Genomic DNA, 20,833 nt, shown 5'->3' with positions numbered 1-20,833 from the left:
TGCCAAGCTTTGTCGGAGCATGCAAGACGATCGAACGTCAAGAAACCTTGCAATTCGGGGGTGAAAGGACCACCTTACTCAAGAAAGGACTTCGACCATGCAAAACCTTCGCACCATTGGCCTCGCTCTCGCCGGTATTTGCGTCTTCGCGGCTGCTGCCGTTTTCACGATTTCGCTTACGCTCGTCTCCGGGGCGATCCTGACCGTTTTTCTCGCCGCACGCATGCTTTCGACGCGAGCAAAACCGGCGCCCCTCTATGCCAAGGCCAAGCGCCGCGAAATGCATGTGTGGAATGACGGACGCGGCACCATCATCGATCTCTGATCCGCCGACCCGTAAAGGCCGTCTCAGGCAGACGCAATCGTCAGCGATGATGACGGTCCGTACGCTGTAGGCGCGAGATTCCCCTTCAATTTCTCCCGGTTTTCCTCTATTGGCAGGAAACCTCCGCAGGAACGTTGAAGATCACAGGCAGGAATGATGGAAAAGTTCGTTAAACTCACCGGCGTCGCCGCACCGCTTCCGGTCGTCAATATCGACACCGACATGATCATCCCGAAGGATTATCTGAAGACGATCAAGCGCACCGGCCTCGGGAAAGGACTTTTCGCGGAAGCTCGCTACAAGGAAGACGGCTCCGAAAATGCGGATTTCGTCCTCAACAAGCCCGCATATCGCAACGCGCAGATTCTGGTCGCCGGAGACAACTTTGGCTGCGGCTCCTCTCGCGAGCACGCCCCCTGGGCACTGCTCGATTTCGGCATACGCTGCGTAATCTCCACATCGTTCGCCGACATTTTCTACAACAACTGCTTCAAGAACGGCATCCTGCCGATCGTCGTCAGCCCCGAAAACCTGGACAAGCTGATGGACGACGCCGGCCGCGGCTCCAACGCCGTTCTGACCGTTGACTTGGAAGCCCAGGAAATTACCGGCCCCGATGGTGGAACGATCAAGTTCGACATCGATCCGTTCAAGCGCCATTGTCTGCTGAACGGCCTCGACGACATCGGCCTGACACTCGAGAAGGCGGCGAGCATCGCGACTTTCGAAAAGGCCAATGCCGTTGCTCATCCTTGGGCATAAACTCTATCAAGAATTTCGATGAAGGCGGCCTTGCGGTCGCCTTCATCGCTTTGGGCCAAGGGCGTACCGCTTACGGTCTTGCCGCGCTTGAAATGGCGGGCAGCTGCCGATAAAACGCCGCAACTTATTTGAAGCAGGGGTCTCCCATGACAGTGCGCAAGCTTTTCCTTCTCCCCGGCGACGGTATCGGCCCGGAGGCCATGGCCGAGGTCCGCAAGATCATCGCTTACATGAATAGCGAGATGAAGGCCGGGTTCGAGACCGACGAGGGACTTGTCGGGGGATGCGCCTACGACGCACACGGCGCTGCGATCTCCGAAGATGACATGGCCAAAGCGATGGCTGCAGACGCCGTACTCTTCGGCGCCGTCGGTGGCCCGAAGTGGGACGCCGTTCCTTATGACGTCCGCCCGGAAGCCGGCCTTCTTCGTCTTCGCAAGGATCTGGAGCTCTTCGCCAACCTTCGTCCGGCGATCTGCTATCCGGCACTCGCCTCGGCATCGTCGCTGAAGCCTGAACTGGTCGAAGGTCTCGACATCCTGATCGTGCGCGAGCTCACGGGCGGCGTATATTTCGGCGAACCGAAGATAATCACCGATCTCGGTAACGGCCAGAAGCGTGCGATCGACACGCAGGTCTACGACACCTACGAGATCGAGCGTATTGCGTCGGTCGCCTTCGAGCTTGCCCGTACCCGCAAGAACGCCGTTTGCTCGATGGAAAAGCGGAACGTCATGAAGTCGGGCGTGCTCTGGAACCAGGTCGTTACCGAAGTTCACAAGGCAAAGTATCCGGACGTCAAGCTCGAGCACATGCTGGCCGACGCCGGCGGTATGCAGCTGGTGCGCAATCCGAAGCAATTTGACGTCATCGTCACGGACAACCTCTTCGGTGACATGCTCTCCGACGTCGCGGCGATGCTCACCGGCTCCCTCGGCATGCTTCCCTCGGCATCGCTCGGTGCGCCCGATGCGAAGACCGGCAAGCGCAAGGCCCTCTACGAACCGGTTCATGGATCCGCACCCGACATTGCAGGGAAGGGTGTTGCCAACCCGATCGCGATGATCGCATCGTTCGCGATGTGCCTTCGTTACTCGTTCAATATGATCAAGGAAGCCGACACTCTGGAAAAGGCGATCGCAAACGTTCTTGAAAAAGGCATCCGGACAGGTGACATCATGGCGGAAGGTTGCCGACAGGTCGGAACCTCGGACATGGGCGACACCATTCTCGCCGAGTTCAAGGCACTTTCCGCATGAGGATCTGACGGCCCGGCCCGCGCAACCGTGCGGGCCTTTTGGTTGCATGGGTGAATTATTTACCGAGCGCTATTTGCCGCCCGGCAATTGCTAGGAGCCGTGAGGCTCGAGGACGGAGCGTGGCAAAGAGCCGCCAGCTTAGAACCGCTGAGAAGAGAAACGCAGGCGCAATCGCGGCTTGGCTGAGAGGCCGCCGCGAAAGGAACACGCTTCCTGCATCTTCGTCCTACTGGCAGGTTTTTCTATTCGTCACCGCCAACCTCGTCCTGCTTGCGTTCCTGGTTTTCGACGTGCCAGCGGCAGCGACGGCCGGAGACGTGCCGGCCGCAGTACGTTCAGTCAGTCGCGCTGTTACCGATATCGGTAAATCCGGGTGGATACTTTTCGGATCGGCCTTCGTCTTCTTCGCAGCATTCGTGGCAACGGGCAGGATCGAAGACGCCAGAAGGCGTTTTCAGGCGCTCTACACGAGCCAAATTTCGCTCTATCTCTTCGCAACTGTCGCTCTCTCCGGACTCTCGGCAAATCTGATCAAGCGCGCCATCGGCCGCGCTCGGCCGGTTCAGTTCGAGGAATGGGGTGTATTCGGCTTTTCCCCCTTTGCCGGAAGCGCTCGCTTCGAAAGTTTCCCTTCAGGTCATGCAACGACAATCGGCGCACTGTTCATGGCTCTTGCGCTGCTCCTACCGCGTCATCGGGCCGTTCTTGCCATGCTCGCCATCTGGCTGGGCATGACGCGAGTCATGGTAGGAGCGCACTATCCCAGTGATGTAACCGCCGGATTGGCGTTCGGCGCCTGGTTCTCGCTGTTGATCGCGATCGCCTTTTCGCGGTACGGTATCGTCTTCAAGCCCGGCCCGAACGGGCTGCCGGTGCCACGACTTGCTCTTCCGCACAATATCTGGCCGAATCTTCGGATGCGGCGATCACGCTGAGGATGCCACCCTTCCGTACCTTCACAAGTGCGTGAGAAGGGCCATTTCTGCTTAACGCGATGCACCGATCTGGTGACGGATCCGTAAAATAGTCGCGTAATGTTCCGCACCAACTGATTCTCGCCGGATCCAAGGTCGAGAAAGTTTGCCCGATCCGTGGAACCCGGGCTCCGCTTACCCGTTCATCAAAGGCCGTCAGTGCTCGTGCCCAGCACGGCCATCCAAGTTTTGGAGACGCAAATGAACGCCATGTCGGTTGACAGACACATTATCCGTTTTGCCATGGCTCAGCCATATCTGGAGCGCGAGGAGGAGGTCGATCTCGCCAAAAGATGGAAAAACGGTCAGGACCGGGACGCCCGCAATCGGATTGCCTATGCGCATATGCGCCTTGTCATCGCCATGGCAACGAAATTCCGCGGCTTCGGTCTTCCGCTGAACGATTTGATCCAGGAAGGCTATATAGGCCTTCTCGAAGCAGCTGCGCGCTTCGATCCGGCGAGGGAGGTCCGCTTCTCTACCTATGCAGGATGGTGGATCCGCGCTTCAATGCAAGATTACATTCTCCGCAACTGGTCGATTGTCCGAGGCGGAACGAGTTCATCCCAGAAAGCTCTGTTCTTCAATCTTCGCAGGCTGCGTGCGAAACTGGCGCAGACCGACAGCCATCTGAGCGATCAGGCCATTCATCAGCAGATCGCCGCCACGCTCGGCGTTAGCCTAGCTGACGTTCAATCGATGGACGCCCGTCTGGCCGGGAGCGATGCTTCCCTGCAGACACCGATCATGGGCAAGAACGGACAGGGCGTCGAACAGCTCGAAATGCTGGAGAGCGAGGAAATTCCGCCCGACGAACAAGTGCGGGGCAAGATCGACGGCGAACGCTGGTCGAAATGGCTCAAATGCGCCATGGAGCGACTGAACGATCGTGAAACCCGCATCATTCGTGCACGTCGCCTCTCCGAAGATGGTGCAACACTCGAAGAGCTCGGCGCCGAACTCGGCATCTCCAAGGAAAGGGTGCGCCAGATCGAAACCCGCGCGATGGAAAAGCTGAAGACGGCCCTGAGCAGTTGCGGCCCCACCGCCGGCGAGCTTCGCGAACTTGCCACCTGATAGCAGCGGCTCCGGACGTCACTCCGAGATGATCTTAACCCGACTTCCCGGCGCGAGCGTCGAGCCGGTGTTGAGCGCGTTGATCAGCTTGAACAGTTCGAGCTTCCGTTCCGTACCCATCATTCGCGCCGCAAGTGAGCCGATCGTATCGCCTTGCCCCACGGTAATGACGCGAACGCGCAGCGGTTTCAGGGACGCGGCTTCCTGTCGGGTAATCCGTCGGAAGCTCGAGCGGAGTTTCTCCGCGGTGGGCTCCAGGGCCGGGCTGCCTTTCGGCACCGCCGTCAGGAAACGAAAGATCTGCGGACCGATCCGGATGACGGTGACGTCGAAATCCCATCGTTCCGCGGAGGCCTTGGCAGTGGCTGCCTCAAGACCGTTTACAGTCGTTGCACGAATAGTCTCGGGAAGCAGCCCCGTCACCCACCCGCTCGAAATGTAGTTGGAAAGGCTGCGGCGGTCGCTGTCGGCAATCCCATCGAAGCGAATCGCGACGTCCCCCGGTCCCGTTGCCAGCACTGCTTCGACCTTATTGTCGATCTGGAATCCATTCGGGACGTCGAAGCGGATACCAAGTCCGGCATGCAGGAAAGTCTGCCCACGGACGTAACCCTCCTGCGGGCTGTCGCCATAAAGCAGGCCGTCGATTCCCTGTAGGTAATAGTCACGTCCCGTTTCGCCGTGTGTTCCCTCGGGACCGAAGGCACGCGCATGGCGGCGGGCCAGTTCCACGCGCTGCGGAGCATTCGGGTGGCTCGACAGGAAGTCGAGGCTCTGGTCCGAATAGGGATCGACCGAGGTGAAATGACTGTAGGCCGCCATCGAATCGAGGAACCGCGCTGCAGCGTAGGGATCGTAGCCGGCTTCGCCCAACGTTCGCACCCCGATCACGTCCGCCTGCAACTCCTGCTGACGCGAGAATGCCGCCAGGCGGAGCTTGCCGCGCGCCAGCGCCTGCTTGCCCGCAAGATCACTCGAAAGAACCTCGGCTACCACGCGGCTGGCGATCACCTCCGCCTCTTCGCGACGTTGCCGCTCGATTCCATGGTTGGCCGTGACGTGAGCCATTTCGTGCGACAACACGGCTGCGACCTCCGATGCGTCGTTGGCAAGGGCAAGGAGACCGCGGGTGACATACAGATAGCCGCCAGGCAGGGCAAAGGCGTTGATTGCCGGAGAGTTCAGGATCGTGATTCGGTAGGACTGGTTCGGGTTCTCCGAAACAGCAGTCAGCGCGCCCGCAATCCGCGCGACCAGTTTCTCCGTTTTCTCATCGTGATACTCGCCGCCATAGCTTGCGACGATTCGTGGGTGTTCGCGCGCGCCCATCTGGGCCCGTGGATCACCCTTCTGAACCTCTTCGACGATCTGCGGGGTGTTCGAAGGAGAGACATCCGCAACGTAAGCCTGTTCGAACAACGACTGGCATGACGATAGCAGCGCAGCCAACGAAACGGCTGCGAGCAGATTTAGCGACCCCCGCAATCCCCGCGTACGCGCAAAAGGACCAGGCGCCCACATGTGTCTGTCCGTCGGAGCTGGCATTCTGCCCGGGCTACCTTCCTTCAATACGAGCGACCGGCACCAATGACTGCCACCCTCGATTAACATTACCGGCTGCGTATTCTTCGTGTCTTCGATATGTCCGAAACAACATCATTCAACCGGCAACCACAACCAGCATATAGGAAAAGGAGCCTTCTCCGGTAAGACAATACCGAGGCATATACGCGGAAAATGCATCATCCGAGCTGCGAATGCCACCGGGGCGCGTCCAAATTATGGCGACGGCACCGAGATGCAACACTCCGCCTCAGCCGCCGAGAAAGGCCCTCACGGCTTCGATATCGCGGCGCTGGAGAAATACCTCCACCGGACCGGAGAAGGAAATTCTTCCCCGATCGACAAAAAGCACGTGCTCCGCAAGGCGCGCCACCTCGTCCGCATCGTGAGTGATGATGACCACCGTGTTGCGCGTTTCACGATGCAGAGCTTGAAGAAGGTCCGCCATGGCCGATCGCGACCCAGGATCCAGCGCCGCGAAGGGCTCGTCCAGAAGCAGTACTGGTTTGCGCCGCACAAGCGCCCTTGCGAAAGCGACACGCTGACGCTCCCCGCCCGAAAGCGTCGAGGGGCGCCGACGCTCGAAACCTTTCAGGCCGACCCGCTCCAGCGCCGTCGATACCATCTCCCGTTCCTTCGCTCCGAGATGAAGACCCGGGTTGATTCCGAGCCCCACATTCGTGAACAGATCAAGGTGGGCAAAGAGATTATTGTCCTGAAAGATAAGCGAAACCGGCCGGTCAGACGGCAGGACGCCGCGTACATCTTCTCCTTCGATCGACAACCGGCCATGATCCGGCGTCTCGAAACCGGCGATCAGGTTCAGGAGCGTCGATTTTCCTGAGCCGGAGGGTCCGGCGACCGCGGTGATCGTCCCCTTGGGAATTCGGCAGTCGAACAGGAAATCCCGGGCTCCGAGCCGGAGCCGGACATTGTCGAGGACAACGGCATTACACTGGTCCGGCATTCTCGACATCATCCTTCCGGGACTGGGCGCCGGTGGTGCCGGCGAGGGTTAGAAGCAGACAGATCAGGCCGAGAATCAGGGCAAGTCCGTCGGCGTCGTTGGTCCGGTACTGTCCCATACGATTGTAAATCAGCCACGGCAATGTCGTGATTTTCTCAGATCCGAAAAGAGCCACGGCTCCCAGATCTCCGAGCGAAAGCGCCATGGCGAAGGAAAGAGCGGTCAGCAATGGCTTTTTGAGAAGCGGCCAGTCGATCAGTCGCAGTTTTGAAAACCCGGCGATACCCAGACTGAAAACCAGACGTCCCGTCGCGGCGCGATGGGTTGCCAGTGCAGGCGCCAAGACCCGCATGACGAACGGCAGGGCCATTAGCGCATTGATACCGACGACGACCGCCGGTGCGAAACTCGCGATGTCTCCCATTGATCTCAGTGCCATGAACCACCCCGTCGCGAGCACGATCGTCGGGACCAACAACACGAGAGAAGACACGCCCGACAGAAGTAGCGAGATGCCTTTCATGGTTAGCGAGGGCCGCCGCAAGAGACTGATCACCGTTTGCGCGTGGATGGTCGCCAGCGCAAGCAAGAGTGCCGATAATGCCGACCCGAGAGCGATTGCAAGGCTTGTCGCCGCAGCTCGCAGAAATGCCTCTTCGGTGAGAAGCTTGAGGAGATCAGCCCTGAGGCCGGCAACGACGACTGCCCCGAGAGGGAGAGTAAGAAACAACACGGCGGCGACGAGCGCGGTACCGTCCGAAAGACGCGCTTTGAGGCCCAAACCGTCGAATCGTCGTGGCGGACGACCGAGCGTCTTCCCGTGCTCCGCCGGCGCAGGAAATAGGGCCATGGCCACCAATATCAAGGCCGTAACGGCGATCTGCAAGAAGGCTAGCGACACAGCCCGCTCCGGATCGAAATCAAACCGAAGGGCTTGGTAGATCGCCACCTCGAGCGTTGTCGCGGCAGGACCTCCCCCGAGAATGAGGACAAGCGTGAAGCTGGTGGCACAAAGCATGAATACGAGACCGGCGATGCCGGGAATGAGCGAGCGAAGCGCGGGCCATTCGATGAAACGGAAAATCGCGCCTGACTTCATGCCAAGCGTCGCACTCATCAGCCAATATTCGGAGGGTAAACGCTCGAGTCCAGCAAGCATCAAGCGCGCGGCAAGCGGCAGATTGAAGAAAACGTGCGCGAGCAAGATGCCGCCGAGACCATAAATGCTAACTGGCTCCGCCTTGCCAAGGAGGAGCAGCCCATCGTTGATCAATCCCTGCCGCCCCCAGATGCCGATCAGGCCGAGAGCGCCGATCAGAACAGGAAGTCCCATCGGCACCGCCATCAGTCGGATCACCCACATGCGTCCTAGGAAACGTGTCTGACGGGCGAGTGATCTAGCGACCGGGATCGCAAGAATCACCGAAAGTGCAGTCGAAAGTGCCGCCTGCAACAGCGTGAAACGCAGCACGGACAGGAGCAGCGGGTCGGAGAAGAGTACCGTTAAGCCACCTTCCCCGCCGTAGTGGAGCAACGCCAGGATTGCGACACCGACGAATATCCCGATGGCGACAAGACTGAACGCTCCGCCAAGGAAACCCGTCAAACGCTGCCGTCTTCCCAGCATGTCGTTACTTGAGCGTCATTGCTGCGAGCCACTCGTCGATCCACGCCTTCCGGTTGGCTGCGACCTCCTCCGGAGACATCAGGAACGTCTTGGAGGGGCTGACCAGCTTTCCGAAGGCCTCCGGTAGCGGCTCCGACGTCGGTGCGGCAGGCATCATCCAGTTGTTGGTCGGAATGGTATTCTGGAACCCGGGGCTCAGCATGAACTTGAGGAACTTGCGCGCGAGGTCCTTCTCGGGCGCATTCTTGAGCAAGCCGGCGACTTCGATCTGGATGTAATGGCCTTCGGAGAAGGCGGCAGCCTGGTAACGCTCGGTTTCTTCGGCGACCATATGATAAGCCGGTGACGTCGTGTAAGAGAGTACCATCGGCACCTCACCCTTCGTGAACAAGCCGTAGGCTTCCGACCAGCCGGGCGTCACGGTCAAGATACGGCCTTTCAGCTTCTGCCAGGCGGCCGGCGCTTCATCGCCGTAGATCGACTTGACCCAGAGCAGCAATCCGAGTCCGGGCGTTGACGTTCTGGGATCCTCGATCACGATCTTCTGCGAAGGATCGCCCTCCACGAGTTCCTTCATGCTCTTCGGGGGCGTCTTCAGTGCCTGCGTATCGTAAACGACTGCGAAATGACCGTAATCATATGGAATGAAGGTGTCGTCGGAGAAGCCGCCGGGAACCTTGACCGCCGAGGTGTCGACACCGTGCACGTCGAAAAAGCCGGTCTGTTTCGCCTCGGCAACGAGATTGGTGTCGAGCCCGAGGACGAGATCGGCCTTGCTCGCATCGCCCTCGAGTTTCAGGCGCGTCAGCAAAGCAACCCCATCGGCGACGCCGACGAAATCCACCTGGCATTCGCAGGTCTTCTCGAATGCTTCCTTGACCTTTGGACCCGGGCCCCATTCGGAAATGAAGCTTTCGTAAGTGTAGATCGTCAAAGTCTTGTCGGCCGCCAAAGCGGGAACAGACGACAGCACTGCAATTGCCGCCACGCCGAGATGCGTGCAGCCGGAAAGAACGGATATCATGGTTCGCATAGGCGCCCCTCCTTCGTGTTTGTTTCCGGGAAAAGGGCGTCTGTTACGCGTCTAATCCCTCCGCCGGTTCGAGCCGGATCAGGTTCCGCGGGTTGGTGTTCACCTCTCAGCCACCAGGTCATTTAAGAGCCTTTTGGCACCCCGTTAGAGCAGGGAAGAAATAGCGCGGCACCTCGTATCACGCAAGCTCCGGACAACTGCCCGGCCGGATTGTCACGGCTTTCAATGGCGTATTATGACGAAGCTTGTCCTTCCCGCCTTTTTCATGCCACAGCAGTCAGCTTATCAACCGATCGGCAAGTGCTTGGCCCGTAATATCCGGCCATCTGTTGCGCGGAAGAACCTGACCCATGACCAATGCAGAGCCACTAGGACGATCCGGAGCCGAGACGGCCTACGAGATCGGCTTCAAGAGGCAAATCACGATTGCGGCAGAGTCCTTCTGGGAGTCGCCGGTGCGCAATCGCATACTTCTCGTTGCGGCGGCCTTGCTGACGATCATTCTCCTCACGGCCTACGGCCAGATCCTTCTCAACCGCTGGAATGCACCTTTCTACAATTCGCTGGAACGCCGCGACCTGCCGGAATTCATCGTCCAGCTGAAAAACTTTGCATTCATCGCCGGGTTCCTTCTGTTGCTCAATGTCGTGCAGACCTGGCTCAATCAGATGGCAGCGCTCTACATGCGAGAAGGCCTGTCGCGCGATATTGTCGACCGGTGGCTGACCGACCGGCGAGCGTATCGGCTTTCGCTTTCGAGCCCCCTTGGCGTCAACCCTGACCAGCGACTACATGAAGATGCCCGCAAGCTCTCCGAAATGACCACTTCGCTGACGATCGGCCTCGTCCAGGCAACGATCTTGCTCGTCAGCTTCATCGGCGTGCTTTGGCAGCTGTCGAGCGGCTTTGTCTTTCATGTCGGCGATACGAGTTTCTCGATTCCCGGATACATGGTTTGGGGGGCGGTCTTCTATGCCAGCATTGCCTCACTGGCCAGCAATCTCGTCGGCTTTCGGCTCACGCGCATCAATGCCGAACGATACGCCCGCGAAGCCGATCTGCGCTTCTCGCTGATGCGCACGAACGAGAATCTCGAAGCCATTACACTTGCGCGCGGCGAAGAGGGCCAGCGCCAGCGCATCCATTTCAGGATTGACGGCGTTATAGCAATGATTCGCCAACTCGCGATGGCGCTCACCAATCTTACTTGGGTTACCGCCGGCTTCGGCTGGCTCGCGCTCGTCGTCCCGACATTGATCGCATCTCCGGCCTATTTTGCGGGATCTATGAGCTTCGGCGAATTGATGATGTCGGCAGCCGCGTTCAACCAGGTCCACTCGGCGCTGCGCTGGTACGTCAACAATTTCGACTCCATCGCAGACTGGAAGGCGACCCTCCTACGTGTAATGAGTTTCAGGGCGGCGCTCATTGAAATGGATGATTTCCATCCCGAGGGAAGCGAGATTCTGCTGAAACACGGAACAGCGGGACAGCTCGCTTTTCGGGGCATAACGATTTGCGCAAAGCCGAACGGCAACAGCTGCGAGCACGCCTTTCGCCTGCGTGAACCGGATCCCGTCATCAATCCTGGCGAAAAGGTCATGATCAACGGCGACCACGGCGTCAACCGGAAGCTGCTCTTCGATGCTCTCGCCGGGCTTTGGCCGTGGGGAAGCGGATCGATCGAACTTCCGGAACAGGAAATTCTCTTCGTTCCGCAACTGGACTACCTGCCCGAAGGACCACTTCAGGATGCTTTGCTGTTCCCAGCGGCGGCCGCAGAGTTCTCCGATGAGGAGATCGCTGCGGCGCTGACACGCGTTGGCCTTCACGAACTTACGAAGTCCCTCGATGAGCACGCCCGATGGGACCGCCGGCTCGAGAAGGACGAGCAGATGCTGCTTACATTCGCCAATCTGCTGCTGCGCCGCCCGAAATGGATCGTCTTCAACGATGTCCTCGAAGGCCTGGAGCCCGAAACCGTCGAGCGGCTGTCGTCGATAATGAGCGAATTACAGGAGGCTACACTCATCTATATCGGCAGATCCGGCGCTTTCTATGACACCACGTCTCCGAGATTGCTGCATCTGGAAGCGATCCCACAGACACCTCCCGCTCTCTAATCGTCAGCTCTCGAGTTCTTCGCGCAGCATCTCCAGTTCAAGCCATTCTTCCTCCATTCGCGCGAGGTCGCTTCGCAGTTTTTCGACCTCGATAGCAAGTCGGTTGAACGTTGCCGCATCACGCGAGAACAGGCCGGGATCCGCCATTTTCGCTTCGCGAACGGCAATCTCCCCTTCGGCCTTTGCGATCTCCTTCGGCAGGGTCTCCAGCGCGAACTTCTGCTTGTAGGAGAGCTTGGCCTTCGTCTTGGAAGCAGGCCCGTCGAGTGCCTTCTCCGCGCCTTCCTGTACTTTCCCCTTGTCTGTCCTTGCCGCACGGCGATGTTCGTCCTCGACGCCTTTTCTTTGTGCCAGCATATCGGAATAGCCGCCGGCATACTCGATCCAGCGACCGTCTGGCTGCTCTGGATCGGCCGGCGCAATCGTCGAGGTGACGGTACGGTCCAGGAAATCGCGATCATGGCTGACGAGAATGACCGTACCGGGATAGCCAGCGACAATCTCCTGCAACAGATCAAGGGTCTCGATGTCGAGGTCGTTCGTCGGCTCATCGAGGATCAGCAGGTTTGATGGCTTTGCCATGATGCGCGCCAACATCAATCTTGCCCGCTCGCCGCCCGAGAGATTGCGGATCGGAGTACGGGCCTGCTCCGGCTGAAACAGAAAATCCTTCATGTAACCGGTAACGTGTCGCTGCTCACCGTTGACGAGGAGATTTTCGCCCCTACCATCAGTCAGATAGTGCGCCAGCGTGTCATCGGGATTGAGATCCTCGCGCTTCTGGTCGAGCACCGCAATTTCCAGGTTGGTTCCGAGCTTCACCGCGCCGCTGTCAGGTTTCAGCTGTCCCGTCAGCATCTTGAGGAGCGTCGTCTTGCCGGCACCGTTCGGTCCGACAAGACCAATGCAGTCGCCGCGGTGAACGCGGAGCGAAAACGGGGCCACGATGGTGCGCCCGCCATATGTCTTGCTGATCCGTTCTGCCTCTATGACCAGCTTTCCGGATTCGCGCGCGTCCGCGAGGTTTGCCTGCACGGTCCCTTGCGGTCCTCTGTGTCCACGATAATCTGCACGCATGGCCTGCAGCTGGCCGAGTCGACGCATGTTGCGCTTACGTCGCGCCGTAACACCGTAGCGGAGCCAGTGCTCTTCTCGCTCGATCGCTTTGCCGAGTTTGTGCTGTTCGATTTCTTCTTCCTCGAGGACCTTGTCGCGCCATTCCTCGAAGTAGCCAAAGCCGCGGTTGAGACGGCGCGAGATGCCGCGGTCGAGCCAGACGGTCGCAGTCGAAACCTTCTCGAGAAAGCGGCGGTCGTGAGAGATCAAGACGAGCGCGCTGCGGCTCTTCTGAAGCTCACCTTCGAGCCACTCGATGGTCGGCAAATCGAGGTGATTGGTCGGCTCATCCAGTAGCAGAATATCCGGTTCAGGTGCCAGAACGCGCGCCAGTGCCGCCCTACGGGCTTCCCCGCCCGAAAGGCGTCCCGGGTCCTCCTCCCCCGTCAGGCCGAGGTGCTCCAGAAGATACGCGACGCGGTAGGGGTCGTCTCCAGGACCGAGTCCGGCTTCGGCGTAGGCCTGGACAGTTTTGTATCCATCGAAATCGGGCGCCTGCTCGAGATACCGGACCGTCGCCCCCGGATGCCGGAAGATCTCACCGGACTGTGGCTCCACGAAGCCGGCAGCAATTTTCATCAACGTCGATTTTCCGGAGCCGTTGCGACCGACAAGGCAGATACGGTCGCCCGGCTCTACCTGCAGGTTCGCCCCGGCAAGCAGCGGCGTGCCGCCGAAAGAGAGGAAGATATTGTCGAGTTTGAGGATCGGCGGCGCCAACGGTTCATGCTCCAGTCAGGTCAAAGGGGCGGGCAAGAAGCATTGCGTCCCCGCTGTCGAGCGACAAGGTAATCGCCCCTTCGGCAATGTTCGAGATGGTGCGCGTTGACCCCAGCGGCAACGAGAAGTTCTGAAGCGGATAGCGCGCGTTGTCGATCGACAGGCCAGTAAGGGGTGACAGTCCCACGACCGAGAAAAGCGAGCCGGGCGGCAGATCCACTGTCACCCTTCCGGGAAGCAGCGGATAGGCCTCCTCCTCGCCGGAGGTCAGGAGTGTTTCGTATCCTTCCTTGGCGAGCCGCAGCCCCTGCAAGAGGTGCATAAGGGCATGATCCGACCGCTCGCCCCCGAGCGCTCCTGCGAGAACCAGCCGGCCGGCGCCACGCCGGATCGCCTCATCTATAGCGATGGCACCATCAGTTTCTGCCTTTTGAGACGGATATGGCAGCCGATGGACATCAGGCCAGGCTTCTCCGAGGGCTTCCGGCGACGAATCGAAATCACCAACCCAGAGCTCCGGGACAACGCCGAGCATCGACGCGTGGCGCATGCCTCCGTCGGCCGCGATAAAACGCGCACCGGAAACGGCTGACGTCAACCGTTCGGTCAGAACCAAGTGTCCTCCGAGGAGGATGCTAAAGGTAGTTTTCGTCATGCGCTCGCCATAACGCATCTCGCCGGGAAAGGGAAAGATTATCGGTCGTCGCACCGACGTCTGGTCGCGAGGCGAAAAGAGGCTGCGATACTTTGTCGGGGCTGCTGCCACCTCGATTCCCGTTGACCGAAAAGGCCCTTGAGGGTATTTAACTTCACTCGTGGTGATTTGGCCGGCCGGCTTGCAGCCACGTTAAACAAATCGCTAAAGGGCCGAGGCGAGCTCCGAAAGACTTCCCGAGGACCAATGGCGATCTGCAAGATCGCCGGCAGTTTTTGTATGTGTGGCTGCAACTGCCCCGCAAGGAAAGTCGAGTTCGAACATGCCGATCAAGATCCCCGATACGTTGCCTGCCTTCGAAACCCTCGTGCACGAGGGTGTGCGCGTGATGACCGAAACGGCTGCAATCCGTCAGGACATCCGCCCCCTGCAGATCGGCCTTCTGAATCTCATGCCGAACAAGATCAAGACCGAGGTACAGATGGCGCGGCTGGTCGGCGCTTCGCCTCTTCAAGTCGAGCTTTCCCTCGTCCGTATCGGCGGGCACAAGGCGAAGAATACGCCGGAAGACCATCTGCTTGCCTTCTACCAGACATGGGAGGAGGTCCGGGATCGCAAGTTCGACGGCTTCATCATTACCGGTGCGCCGATTGAGACCCTGCCGTTCGAGGAGGTCACCTACTGGGACGAGTTGCGGCAGATTCTCGACTGGACGACCACCAACGTCCATTCGACGCTGAATGTCTGCTGGGGCGCGATGGCGGCCATTTATCACTTTCACGGCGTACCGAAGTACCTCCTGAGCGAGAAGGCCTTCGGGATCTACCGCCACCACATTCTGAATCCGTCCTCCGTGTACCTGAACGGCTTTTCCGACGACTTCCAGATTCCAGTCTCGCGCTGGACGGAAGTGCGCCGAGCCGACATCGAGAAGGTGCCGGGGCTGGAGATCCTGATGGAATCGGACGAGATGGGGATCTGCCTCGTACACGAGAAGAGGGCGAACCGCCTCTACATGTTCAACCATGTGGAATACGATTCGACGTCTTTGGCCGACGAATATAACCGCGACGTGGCAACTGGCGTGGCGATCAAGGTGCCGCATAACTACTTTCCCGACGACGATCCGGCAAAGAAGCCGTTGAATCGCTGGCGCAGCCATGCGCATCTCTTCTTTGGGAACTGGATCAACGAGATCTACCAGACGACGCCGTACGATCTGAATGCGATCGGCCTCGATTGATCGGCGTGATGGAGGTTGCGGCCAAGCCCGTTTCTTATGAAGTCGCGGCGGACTGAAGATCGCTCGGCGTGCGCTGTTACGGAAATGAGCTGCAATTCGAACGGAGGAATCATGGAACGCGAACTCTTCGGACAGACGGCGGCGGGTGAGCCGGTTTACAGGGTGACCCTCCAGGGCGGCGGGCTGACGATGCACGTGATCACCTGGGGTGCGGTGATCCAGGACCTGCGCCTTGAAGGACATAGCCATCCACTTGTCCTCGGTTTCGAGTCTTTTGATGACTACCCGCTTCACTCCCCCTATTTCGGCGCCACACCAGGACGATGCGCGAATCGTATTGCCGACGGCCACTTCACGCTCGACGGCAAGGAATACCAGCTTGAGCGCAACGAGGACGGTATCGGACACCTTCACGGCGGCAGCGACGGTATCGCCAGACGCAACTGGGACATCGTCAGTCTGACGCCCGATCGCCTCGAGCTGGCAATCGTGGATCCGGACGGCCGTGCCGGCTATCCCGGAAACTGCTCGATCACGGCGACCTATACTCTTCGAGAACACGGCGTCCTTTCCGTCGTCTACACGTCGACCACCGACCGCCCAACGCTCGCCAATGTATGCCAGCATTCGTATTTCAACCTTGATGGTGCGGAAGATGCCCTCGGCCACGACCTGATGCTTGCCGCCGACGCCTACCTGCCAGTCGATGACCGACTGATCCCGACTGGAGAAATTCGTCCGGTCGACGGCACGCCGTTCGATTTCCGGACAATGTCTCCGATGGACCGCCTGCTGGAGGGAGAGCGCGTTCTCTACGACCACAACTTCTGCCTTTCGCCGTCGCGCGTCGAAAAGCGCACTGTTGCGATCGCTCGCAGCGTCACTTCAGGCGTTGCGATGGAAGTGCGGACGACGGAACCCGGCGTTCAATTCTATGCGGGCACAAAGCTCAACGTCCCCGTCGCGGGGCTCGAGGGTCGTCGATACGGTCCGTTCGCCGGATTCTGCCTGGAAACACAGACATGGCCTGACGCAGTCAATCACTCAAACTTCCCGAATGCCATCCTTCGGCCCGGCGAGGTCCTGCGGCAGGAAACAGATTACGTCTTCTCGAAAGCATGAAGCCGGAAAGACCGAGCACCGACAGATGAATGCACGCCAAATCTGCCTCCGGCAATTCTCCTGAGAGAAATGCCGGAGCCCGCGACCGACCGGTCGCCATACAGCTATTCCATCTCACGATGGCCGTGAACAATTTCGTTGATTTGGGAGAAATTGGAGCGGGTGAGGCGATTCGAACGCCCGACCCCAACCTTGGCAAGGTTGTGCTCTACCCCTGAGCTACACCCGCTCATATCCGCGATCCAGGGGTAGTTAGTGGATCGTGGGCCGTCCGTCTTGCGGCGACGGGCGCTATATGGACTAACCATTTTTCAAATGCAACAGGGAAATGACGAAATCGTCCAGAAATTTTTCAACTCGTTGGGAAACAACGGGAAACGCCGCGCTACAGCACCAGTGTGGCGATTGCCAACCGGTGCTGCCAGCCGTATCTATCGGTAATATGCCGGGTCACCGGCCGTCCTTGAACCTACGCCCCGAGAGACCGCGATGACGAATACACCAAAGACTGCCAACGACCTTTTCGAAATGCTTGATGCGCTGAAGATCGTTCACAAAACGAAGTACCACCCACCGGTATTTACGGTTGCGGAATCGGTCGCGCTTCGCGACGAGATCCCCGGCGGTCATACCAAGAACCTCTTCATCAGGGACAAGAAAGACCGGTATTTTCTCCTGACCGTCGAGGAGAACGCAACCGTGGACCTGAAAGCGGTTCACACGGTGCTTGGCGCTTCCGGTCGCGTTTCCTTCGGCAGGCCGGAAAAGCTCATGGAATATCTCGGCGTCATCCCGGGCGCCGTGACTGTCTTTGGGGCAATCAACGATACAGATCACAATGTCACGTTTGTGCTCGATTCCGATCTCATGAAGGACGACATCATCAACGGCCATCCCCTGTCGAACGACGCGACGACATCCGTGGCTCGCGACGACTTGCTGCGCTTTCTTGAAGCAACGGGACACACGCCGCTTGTCTTGAAAGTAACGGCCTGACATACGATCTTAGCGACACACCGAAGGTCCAGGGCGGCCATCAATGGCGGAGTATTCTGATGAGCGACAACAACAATCCCTATAGCGGTTTTGGTGGCCAGATGACGGGTCATGCTCATATGGGAGACACACCGCCGCGAAGCCACGTCGGGGATACGACGACGGCGGGCTTCGCGAAGGACGTCTTGGAAGAATCGCGGAGGCAGCCGGTACTTGTCGACTTCTGGGCGCCCTGGTGCGGACCATGTCGTCAGCTGGCGCCGGTGATCGAAAAGGTCGTTGGAGAGGCCAACGGCCGCGTCAAGCTGGTAAAGCTCAACATTGACGATCATCCCGCGATTCCCGGGCAGCTCGGCATCCAGTCGATCCCGGCCGTCGTCGCATTCGTGAATGGCCAGCCGGTCGACGGGTTCATGGGCGCCGTTCCCGAAAGCCAGATCCGCCAGTTCATCGATAAGCTGGCCGGTCCCGCAAGCGACACTGGCGAAGCTGAACTGACGGCAGCGCTCGACGAGGCTGATGGTCTCGTCACAGCCGGAAACTTCGAAGGCGCCGCGCAGCTTTTCGGAGCCGTCATGCAGGCCGATCCCGAAAACGTGCGTGCGATCGCCGGGATCGCCGAATGCATGCTGGGAACCGGCCAGCACGAACGCGCATCCCAACTCGTTTCCAATCTTCCAGAGCCTCTCGCCAAGGCGCCGGAACTGCAAGCGGTTGCCAAGAAACTGGAACAGTTCAACGAAGCTCGCAAGCTCGGCGACCCACAAGCCCTCGAACATGAATTGGCGCTCGACCCCGACAATCACGAAGCACGCATGAAGCTGGCCAAGATCCTGAACGTGCAGGGCCGGCGCGAGGAAGCTGCGGAACACCTTCTGTTGATCATGCGTCAGGACCGGGCTTTCGATGACGATGGCGCCCGTCGCCAACTCCTGCAGTTCTTCGATGTATGGGGGCCGAAAGACCCGGTGACAGCCATGGCACGCAGGAAGCTCTCATCGATCCTCTTTTCCTGAGGGCTGACTGTGCGCCTCTTGAGTTCGTTTCGGTGCGAACCACATAGTGAGAAGTACGGACGGTTTCTCCGTCCGTACCGGGAGTGCATAGATGAAAGTCGGCAACGCGAGATACCTGACTGAAAAAGATCTGCCGGAAACCCTGTCGGTCTTTCCCCTGAGCGGCGTTCTGCTACTGCCCGGCGGACAATTGCCGCTCAATGTCTTTGAACCTCGCTATCTCGAAATGTTCGATGCGGCACTTGCCGGGAATCGGCTGATCGGTATCGTTCAGCCGGCGTTCCAGGGGACATCCGCGGGCGAACCTGCCTCAGGACCAGCGCTCTGCCAGGTCGGCTGTATCGGTCGGATCACATCTTTCGGCGAGACGGGCGATGGACGCTATATTGCATCGCTCGGTGGTGTCTGCCGCTTTCGATTGATGGAGGAGGTCGCAAGTCATCGTCCCTACCGCGGTTTTCGGATCGCACCTTTCTTCGCCGACCTTTCCGATGCAGACGAGGAAGCAACCATCGACCGCAACGCACTTCTCGCGGCGTTCCGCGCCTACCTTGAAGCGAACAAACTGGAAGCAGACTGGGAAAGCGTCGAACGCGCGAGCAACACGACGCTGCTGACCTCCCTGTCGATGATGTCTCCCTTCGGTCCGGCAGAAAAGCAGGCACTCCTCGAGGCTCCTGATATGCGCAGCCGTGCCGAAACGCTGATTGCCATCACCGAGATCGCTCTCGCACGCGAGTTTGGCGATCCGGATACAATTCTCCAGTAGGACGACCGACGTGGACAGTCGAACGAGCACGGTCGATCCGAGGCTTTTGGAGCTTCTCGTCTGCCCTCTGACCCAAGGTCGCCTTACCTATGACCGGCAGAAGAACGAACTGGTGTCGGAAAAGGCAAAGCTTGCCTACCCCATACGGGACGGGGTCGCGATCATGCTCGTATCAGAAGCACGAAGGCTCGAAGATTGACGGTGCTGCCGATTACAGAGGTTGGCCCGTAAGAAGTCGCGGTCGCTCAGCGCTTCCTCCGGTTCCTGCCGCCTCATGGATGAAGTAGGATTTCAGCCCCGGTAGCCGGTCCACGATACCAAGACCGAAATCGCGCGCGGCACGGATCGGCGACAGATCGTTTGAGAACAGGCGGTTCAGCACGTCGGTCGTCACGCCCATGCGGAAGGTGTCGAAGCGGCGCCACTCCTGGTATCGCTCCAGGACGTTGAGATCACCGATGTCCAGGCCGATTCGGTCCGCCTCGACCACCGTCTGTGCAAGTGCTGCCACGTCCTTGAAGCCGAGATTCAACCCTTGGCCCGAGATCGGATGAATGCCGTGGGCCGCGTCACCTGCAAGCGCAAGTCGCTGCGCGACGAAGGAACGCGCTAGCGTCAGCCCAAGCGGGAACGCTCGCCGGTCACCAACGGCGCGTATCGGACCGAGCTTGTAACCAAAACGGCGCTCCAGTTCTTCCTCGAAAATCAGATCGTCAGCCGAAACAAGCCGATTGGCTTCGTCAGTACGCTCGGTCCATACGAGGGACGAGCGGTTGCCCTTGAGCGGCAAGATGGCAAAGGGTCCGGCGGGAAGGAAATGCTCTTCCGCGCAGCCTTCATGTGGCCGCTCATGCTCGACGGTCGTAACGATGCCCGACTGGCCGTAGTCCCATGTAACCGTCTTGATCCCGGCCATCTCCCGCAGCTTGGAACGCACGCCGTCGCAAGCAACGACGAGCCTTGCGGAAAGCACCGTTCCGTCTGAAAGCGTCAGAGACGCGGCGGCAGGGCCGTTTTCAAGTCCAGTCGCGCGCAATCCATGTCGGATGGTGACGCCGGCTTTCGCGCAGGCGTCCCTTAGCGCGCCCACCATGGCGACATTCGGGATCATATATGCGAATGGTCGCCCATCCTCGACGACGCCGTCAAAAGTGAGGAAGACCGGCCGGACCGGGTCGGAAGTCTTCGAATCGGTGACGATCATCTTGGTGATCGGCTGGGCTTCAGGCGAAATTTGGTCCCATATTCCGAAAACTTCCAGCATGTGTATGGCCGCCGCGATGATCGCCGAAGCACGAGGATCCTTCCTCCAGGCATCTTCGGGGGCGGCCTCGACCACCTCCACGGACAGATGGGGCGCGGCCTGTTTGACCGCCAGCGCCACCGAAAGCCCGACATATCCGCCGCCGACGACCAACATATCCAACATCGCGCACTCCATTAGCACTTGTGTGTGATAAGGCTCCTATATAGATCAGCCTTGAAC

Annotated in this window: 19 protein-coding genes, 1 tRNA gene and 2 riboswitches; of the genes, 12 read left to right on the top strand and 8 right to left on the bottom strand. The window is 59.3% G+C overall.

Features of this window, described 5'->3' with window-relative positions; all coding sequences use genetic code 11:
- Positions 1-97 precede the first annotated feature (97 nt).
- From H4I97_RS17805 to H4I97_RS17785, 5 genes are all read left to right on the top strand, one after another.
- Entirely contained in the window at positions 98-325 is a 228-nt protein-coding gene (locus tag H4I97_RS17805) for a hypothetical protein (RefSeq protein WP_182305912.1), read from the top strand.
- Positions 326-481: 156 nt separating this feature from the next.
- Positions 482-1,087 carry a 3-isopropylmalate dehydratase small subunit gene (gene leuD / locus H4I97_RS17800; protein ID WP_182305911.1) on the top strand — a complete coding sequence of 202 codons (606 nt, stop codon included), beginning with the start codon at positions 482-484 and terminating at the stop codon, positions 1,085-1,087.
- 146 nt (positions 1,088-1,233) lie between these two features.
- A complete protein-coding gene (gene leuB / locus H4I97_RS17795; protein WP_182305910.1) occupies positions 1,234-2,346 on the top strand; it encodes a 3-isopropylmalate dehydrogenase in 1,113 nt (370 codons plus the stop codon).
- 38 nt (positions 2,347-2,384) lie between these two features.
- Entirely contained in the window at positions 2,385-3,281 is an 897-nt protein-coding gene (locus tag H4I97_RS17790; protein ID WP_244658677.1) for a phosphatase PAP2 family protein, read from the top strand.
- Positions 3,282-3,521: 240 nt separating this feature from the next.
- Positions 3,522-4,397 (top strand): RNA polymerase factor sigma-32, encoded by an 876-nt coding sequence (locus H4I97_RS17785; protein ID WP_182307707.1) that lies wholly within the window; start codon positions 3,522-3,524, stop codon positions 4,395-4,397.
- A gap of 18 nt (positions 4,398-4,415) precedes the next feature.
- Here the strand turns inward: H4I97_RS17785 and H4I97_RS17780 are convergent, their stop codons facing one another.
- From H4I97_RS17780 to thiB, 4 genes are all read right to left on the bottom strand, one after another.
- Positions 4,416-5,918 (bottom strand): M48 family metalloprotease, encoded by a 1,503-nt coding sequence (locus tag H4I97_RS17780; RefSeq protein ID WP_182305909.1) that lies wholly within the window; start codon positions 5,916-5,918, stop codon positions 4,416-4,418.
- 292 nt (positions 5,919-6,210) lie between these two features.
- Positions 6,211-6,927 (bottom strand): thiamine ABC transporter ATP-binding protein, encoded by a 717-nt coding sequence (locus tag H4I97_RS17775; protein WP_182305908.1) that lies wholly within the window; start codon positions 6,925-6,927, stop codon positions 6,211-6,213.
- Complete coding sequence (gene thiP / locus H4I97_RS17770) at positions 6,911-8,554, bottom strand: thiamine/thiamine pyrophosphate ABC transporter permease ThiP (RefSeq protein WP_182305907.1); 1,644 nt, start codon at positions 8,552-8,554, stop codon at positions 6,911-6,913. Before thiP ends, H4I97_RS17775 begins: the two co-directional genes overlap by 17 nt.
- 4 nt (positions 8,555-8,558) lie before the next feature.
- Positions 8,559-9,578, bottom strand: coding sequence for a thiamine ABC transporter substrate binding subunit (gene thiB, locus H4I97_RS17765; RefSeq protein WP_244658803.1), 1,020 nt, complete (start codon positions 9,576-9,578; stop codon positions 8,559-8,561).
- A 47-nt stretch (positions 9,579-9,625) separates the two neighbouring features.
- Positions 9,626-9,741, bottom strand: a riboswitch (TPP riboswitch).
- A 196-nt stretch (positions 9,742-9,937) separates the two neighbouring features.
- Between thiB and H4I97_RS17760 the strand changes: the two genes are divergently transcribed.
- The gene (locus H4I97_RS17760) at positions 9,938-11,710 is read left to right on the top strand and encodes an ABC transporter ATP-binding protein/permease (protein ID WP_182305905.1); all 1,773 of its coding nucleotides are present in this window, start codon (positions 9,938-9,940) and stop codon (positions 11,708-11,710) included.
- 3 nt (positions 11,711-11,713) lie between these two features.
- On the opposite strand, the gene H4I97_RS17755 is transcribed toward H4I97_RS17760, so the two are convergent.
- Both H4I97_RS17755 and H4I97_RS17750 read right to left on the bottom strand, forming a co-directional pair.
- Positions 11,714-13,546, bottom strand: a complete 1,833-nt coding sequence (locus H4I97_RS17755; RefSeq protein WP_182305904.1) for an ABC-F family ATP-binding cassette domain-containing protein — start codon at positions 13,544-13,546, stop codon at positions 11,714-11,716.
- Positions 13,547-13,550: 4 nt separating this feature from the next.
- A complete protein-coding gene (locus tag H4I97_RS17750; RefSeq protein ID WP_182305903.1) occupies positions 13,551-14,201 on the bottom strand; it encodes a thiamine diphosphokinase in 651 nt (216 codons plus the stop codon).
- A 150-nt stretch (positions 14,202-14,351) separates the two neighbouring features.
- A riboswitch (SAM riboswitch) is annotated at positions 14,352-14,429 on the top strand.
- 94 nt (positions 14,430-14,523) lie between these two features.
- Between H4I97_RS17750 and metA the strand changes: the two genes are divergently transcribed.
- Both metA and H4I97_RS17740 read left to right on the top strand, forming a co-directional pair.
- Positions 14,524-15,444: a homoserine O-acetyltransferase MetA gene (metA, locus tag H4I97_RS17745; protein ID WP_182305902.1), complete on the top strand. Its 921-nt coding sequence runs from the start codon at positions 14,524-14,526 to the stop codon at positions 15,442-15,444.
- Between the two features lie 111 nt (positions 15,445-15,555).
- The gene (locus H4I97_RS17740; RefSeq protein WP_182305901.1) at positions 15,556-16,566 is read left to right on the top strand and encodes an aldose epimerase family protein; all 1,011 of its coding nucleotides are present in this window, start codon (positions 15,556-15,558) and stop codon (positions 16,564-16,566) included.
- Positions 16,567-16,720: 154 nt separating this feature from the next.
- Here H4I97_RS17740 and H4I97_RS17735 read toward each other — a convergent pair.
- A tRNA-Gly gene (locus H4I97_RS17735) sits at positions 16,721-16,795 on the bottom strand.
- 260 nt (positions 16,796-17,055) lie between these two features.
- Here H4I97_RS17735 and H4I97_RS17730 point away from each other — a divergent pair.
- The 4 genes from H4I97_RS17730 (at position 17,056) to H4I97_RS17715 (ending at position 19,546) form a co-directional block, all read left to right on the top strand.
- Positions 17,056-17,562, top strand: coding sequence for a prolyl-tRNA synthetase associated domain-containing protein (locus H4I97_RS17730; RefSeq protein WP_182305900.1), 507 nt, complete (start codon positions 17,056-17,058; stop codon positions 17,560-17,562).
- A gap of 59 nt (positions 17,563-17,621) precedes the next feature.
- Entirely contained in the window at positions 17,622-18,578 is a 957-nt protein-coding gene (gene trxA / locus H4I97_RS17725; RefSeq protein WP_182305899.1) for a thioredoxin, read from the top strand.
- A 91-nt stretch (positions 18,579-18,669) separates the two neighbouring features.
- Complete coding sequence (locus H4I97_RS17720; RefSeq protein ID WP_182305898.1) at positions 18,670-19,347, top strand: LON peptidase substrate-binding domain-containing protein; 678 nt, start codon at positions 18,670-18,672, stop codon at positions 19,345-19,347.
- A 10-nt stretch (positions 19,348-19,357) separates the two neighbouring features.
- Complete coding sequence (locus H4I97_RS17715; protein ID WP_182305897.1) at positions 19,358-19,546, top strand: Trm112 family protein; 189 nt, start codon at positions 19,358-19,360, stop codon at positions 19,544-19,546.
- Positions 19,547-19,558: 12 nt separating this feature from the next.
- Here the strand turns inward: H4I97_RS17715 and H4I97_RS17710 are convergent, their stop codons facing one another.
- Positions 19,559-20,776: a ubiquinone biosynthesis hydroxylase gene (locus H4I97_RS17710; RefSeq protein ID WP_182305896.1), complete on the bottom strand. Its 1,218-nt coding sequence runs from the start codon at positions 20,774-20,776 to the stop codon at positions 19,559-19,561.
- Between the last annotated feature and the right edge of the window lie 57 nt (positions 20,777-20,833).

The sequence above is a fragment of the Ciceribacter thiooxidans genome, assembly GCF_014126615.1.
Lineage (GTDB): Bacteria > Pseudomonadota > Alphaproteobacteria > Rhizobiales > Rhizobiaceae > Allorhizobium > Allorhizobium thiooxidans.
Note: the sequence above shows the minus strand (reverse complement) of the source record. Positions and strands in the feature narration are given on the sequence as shown.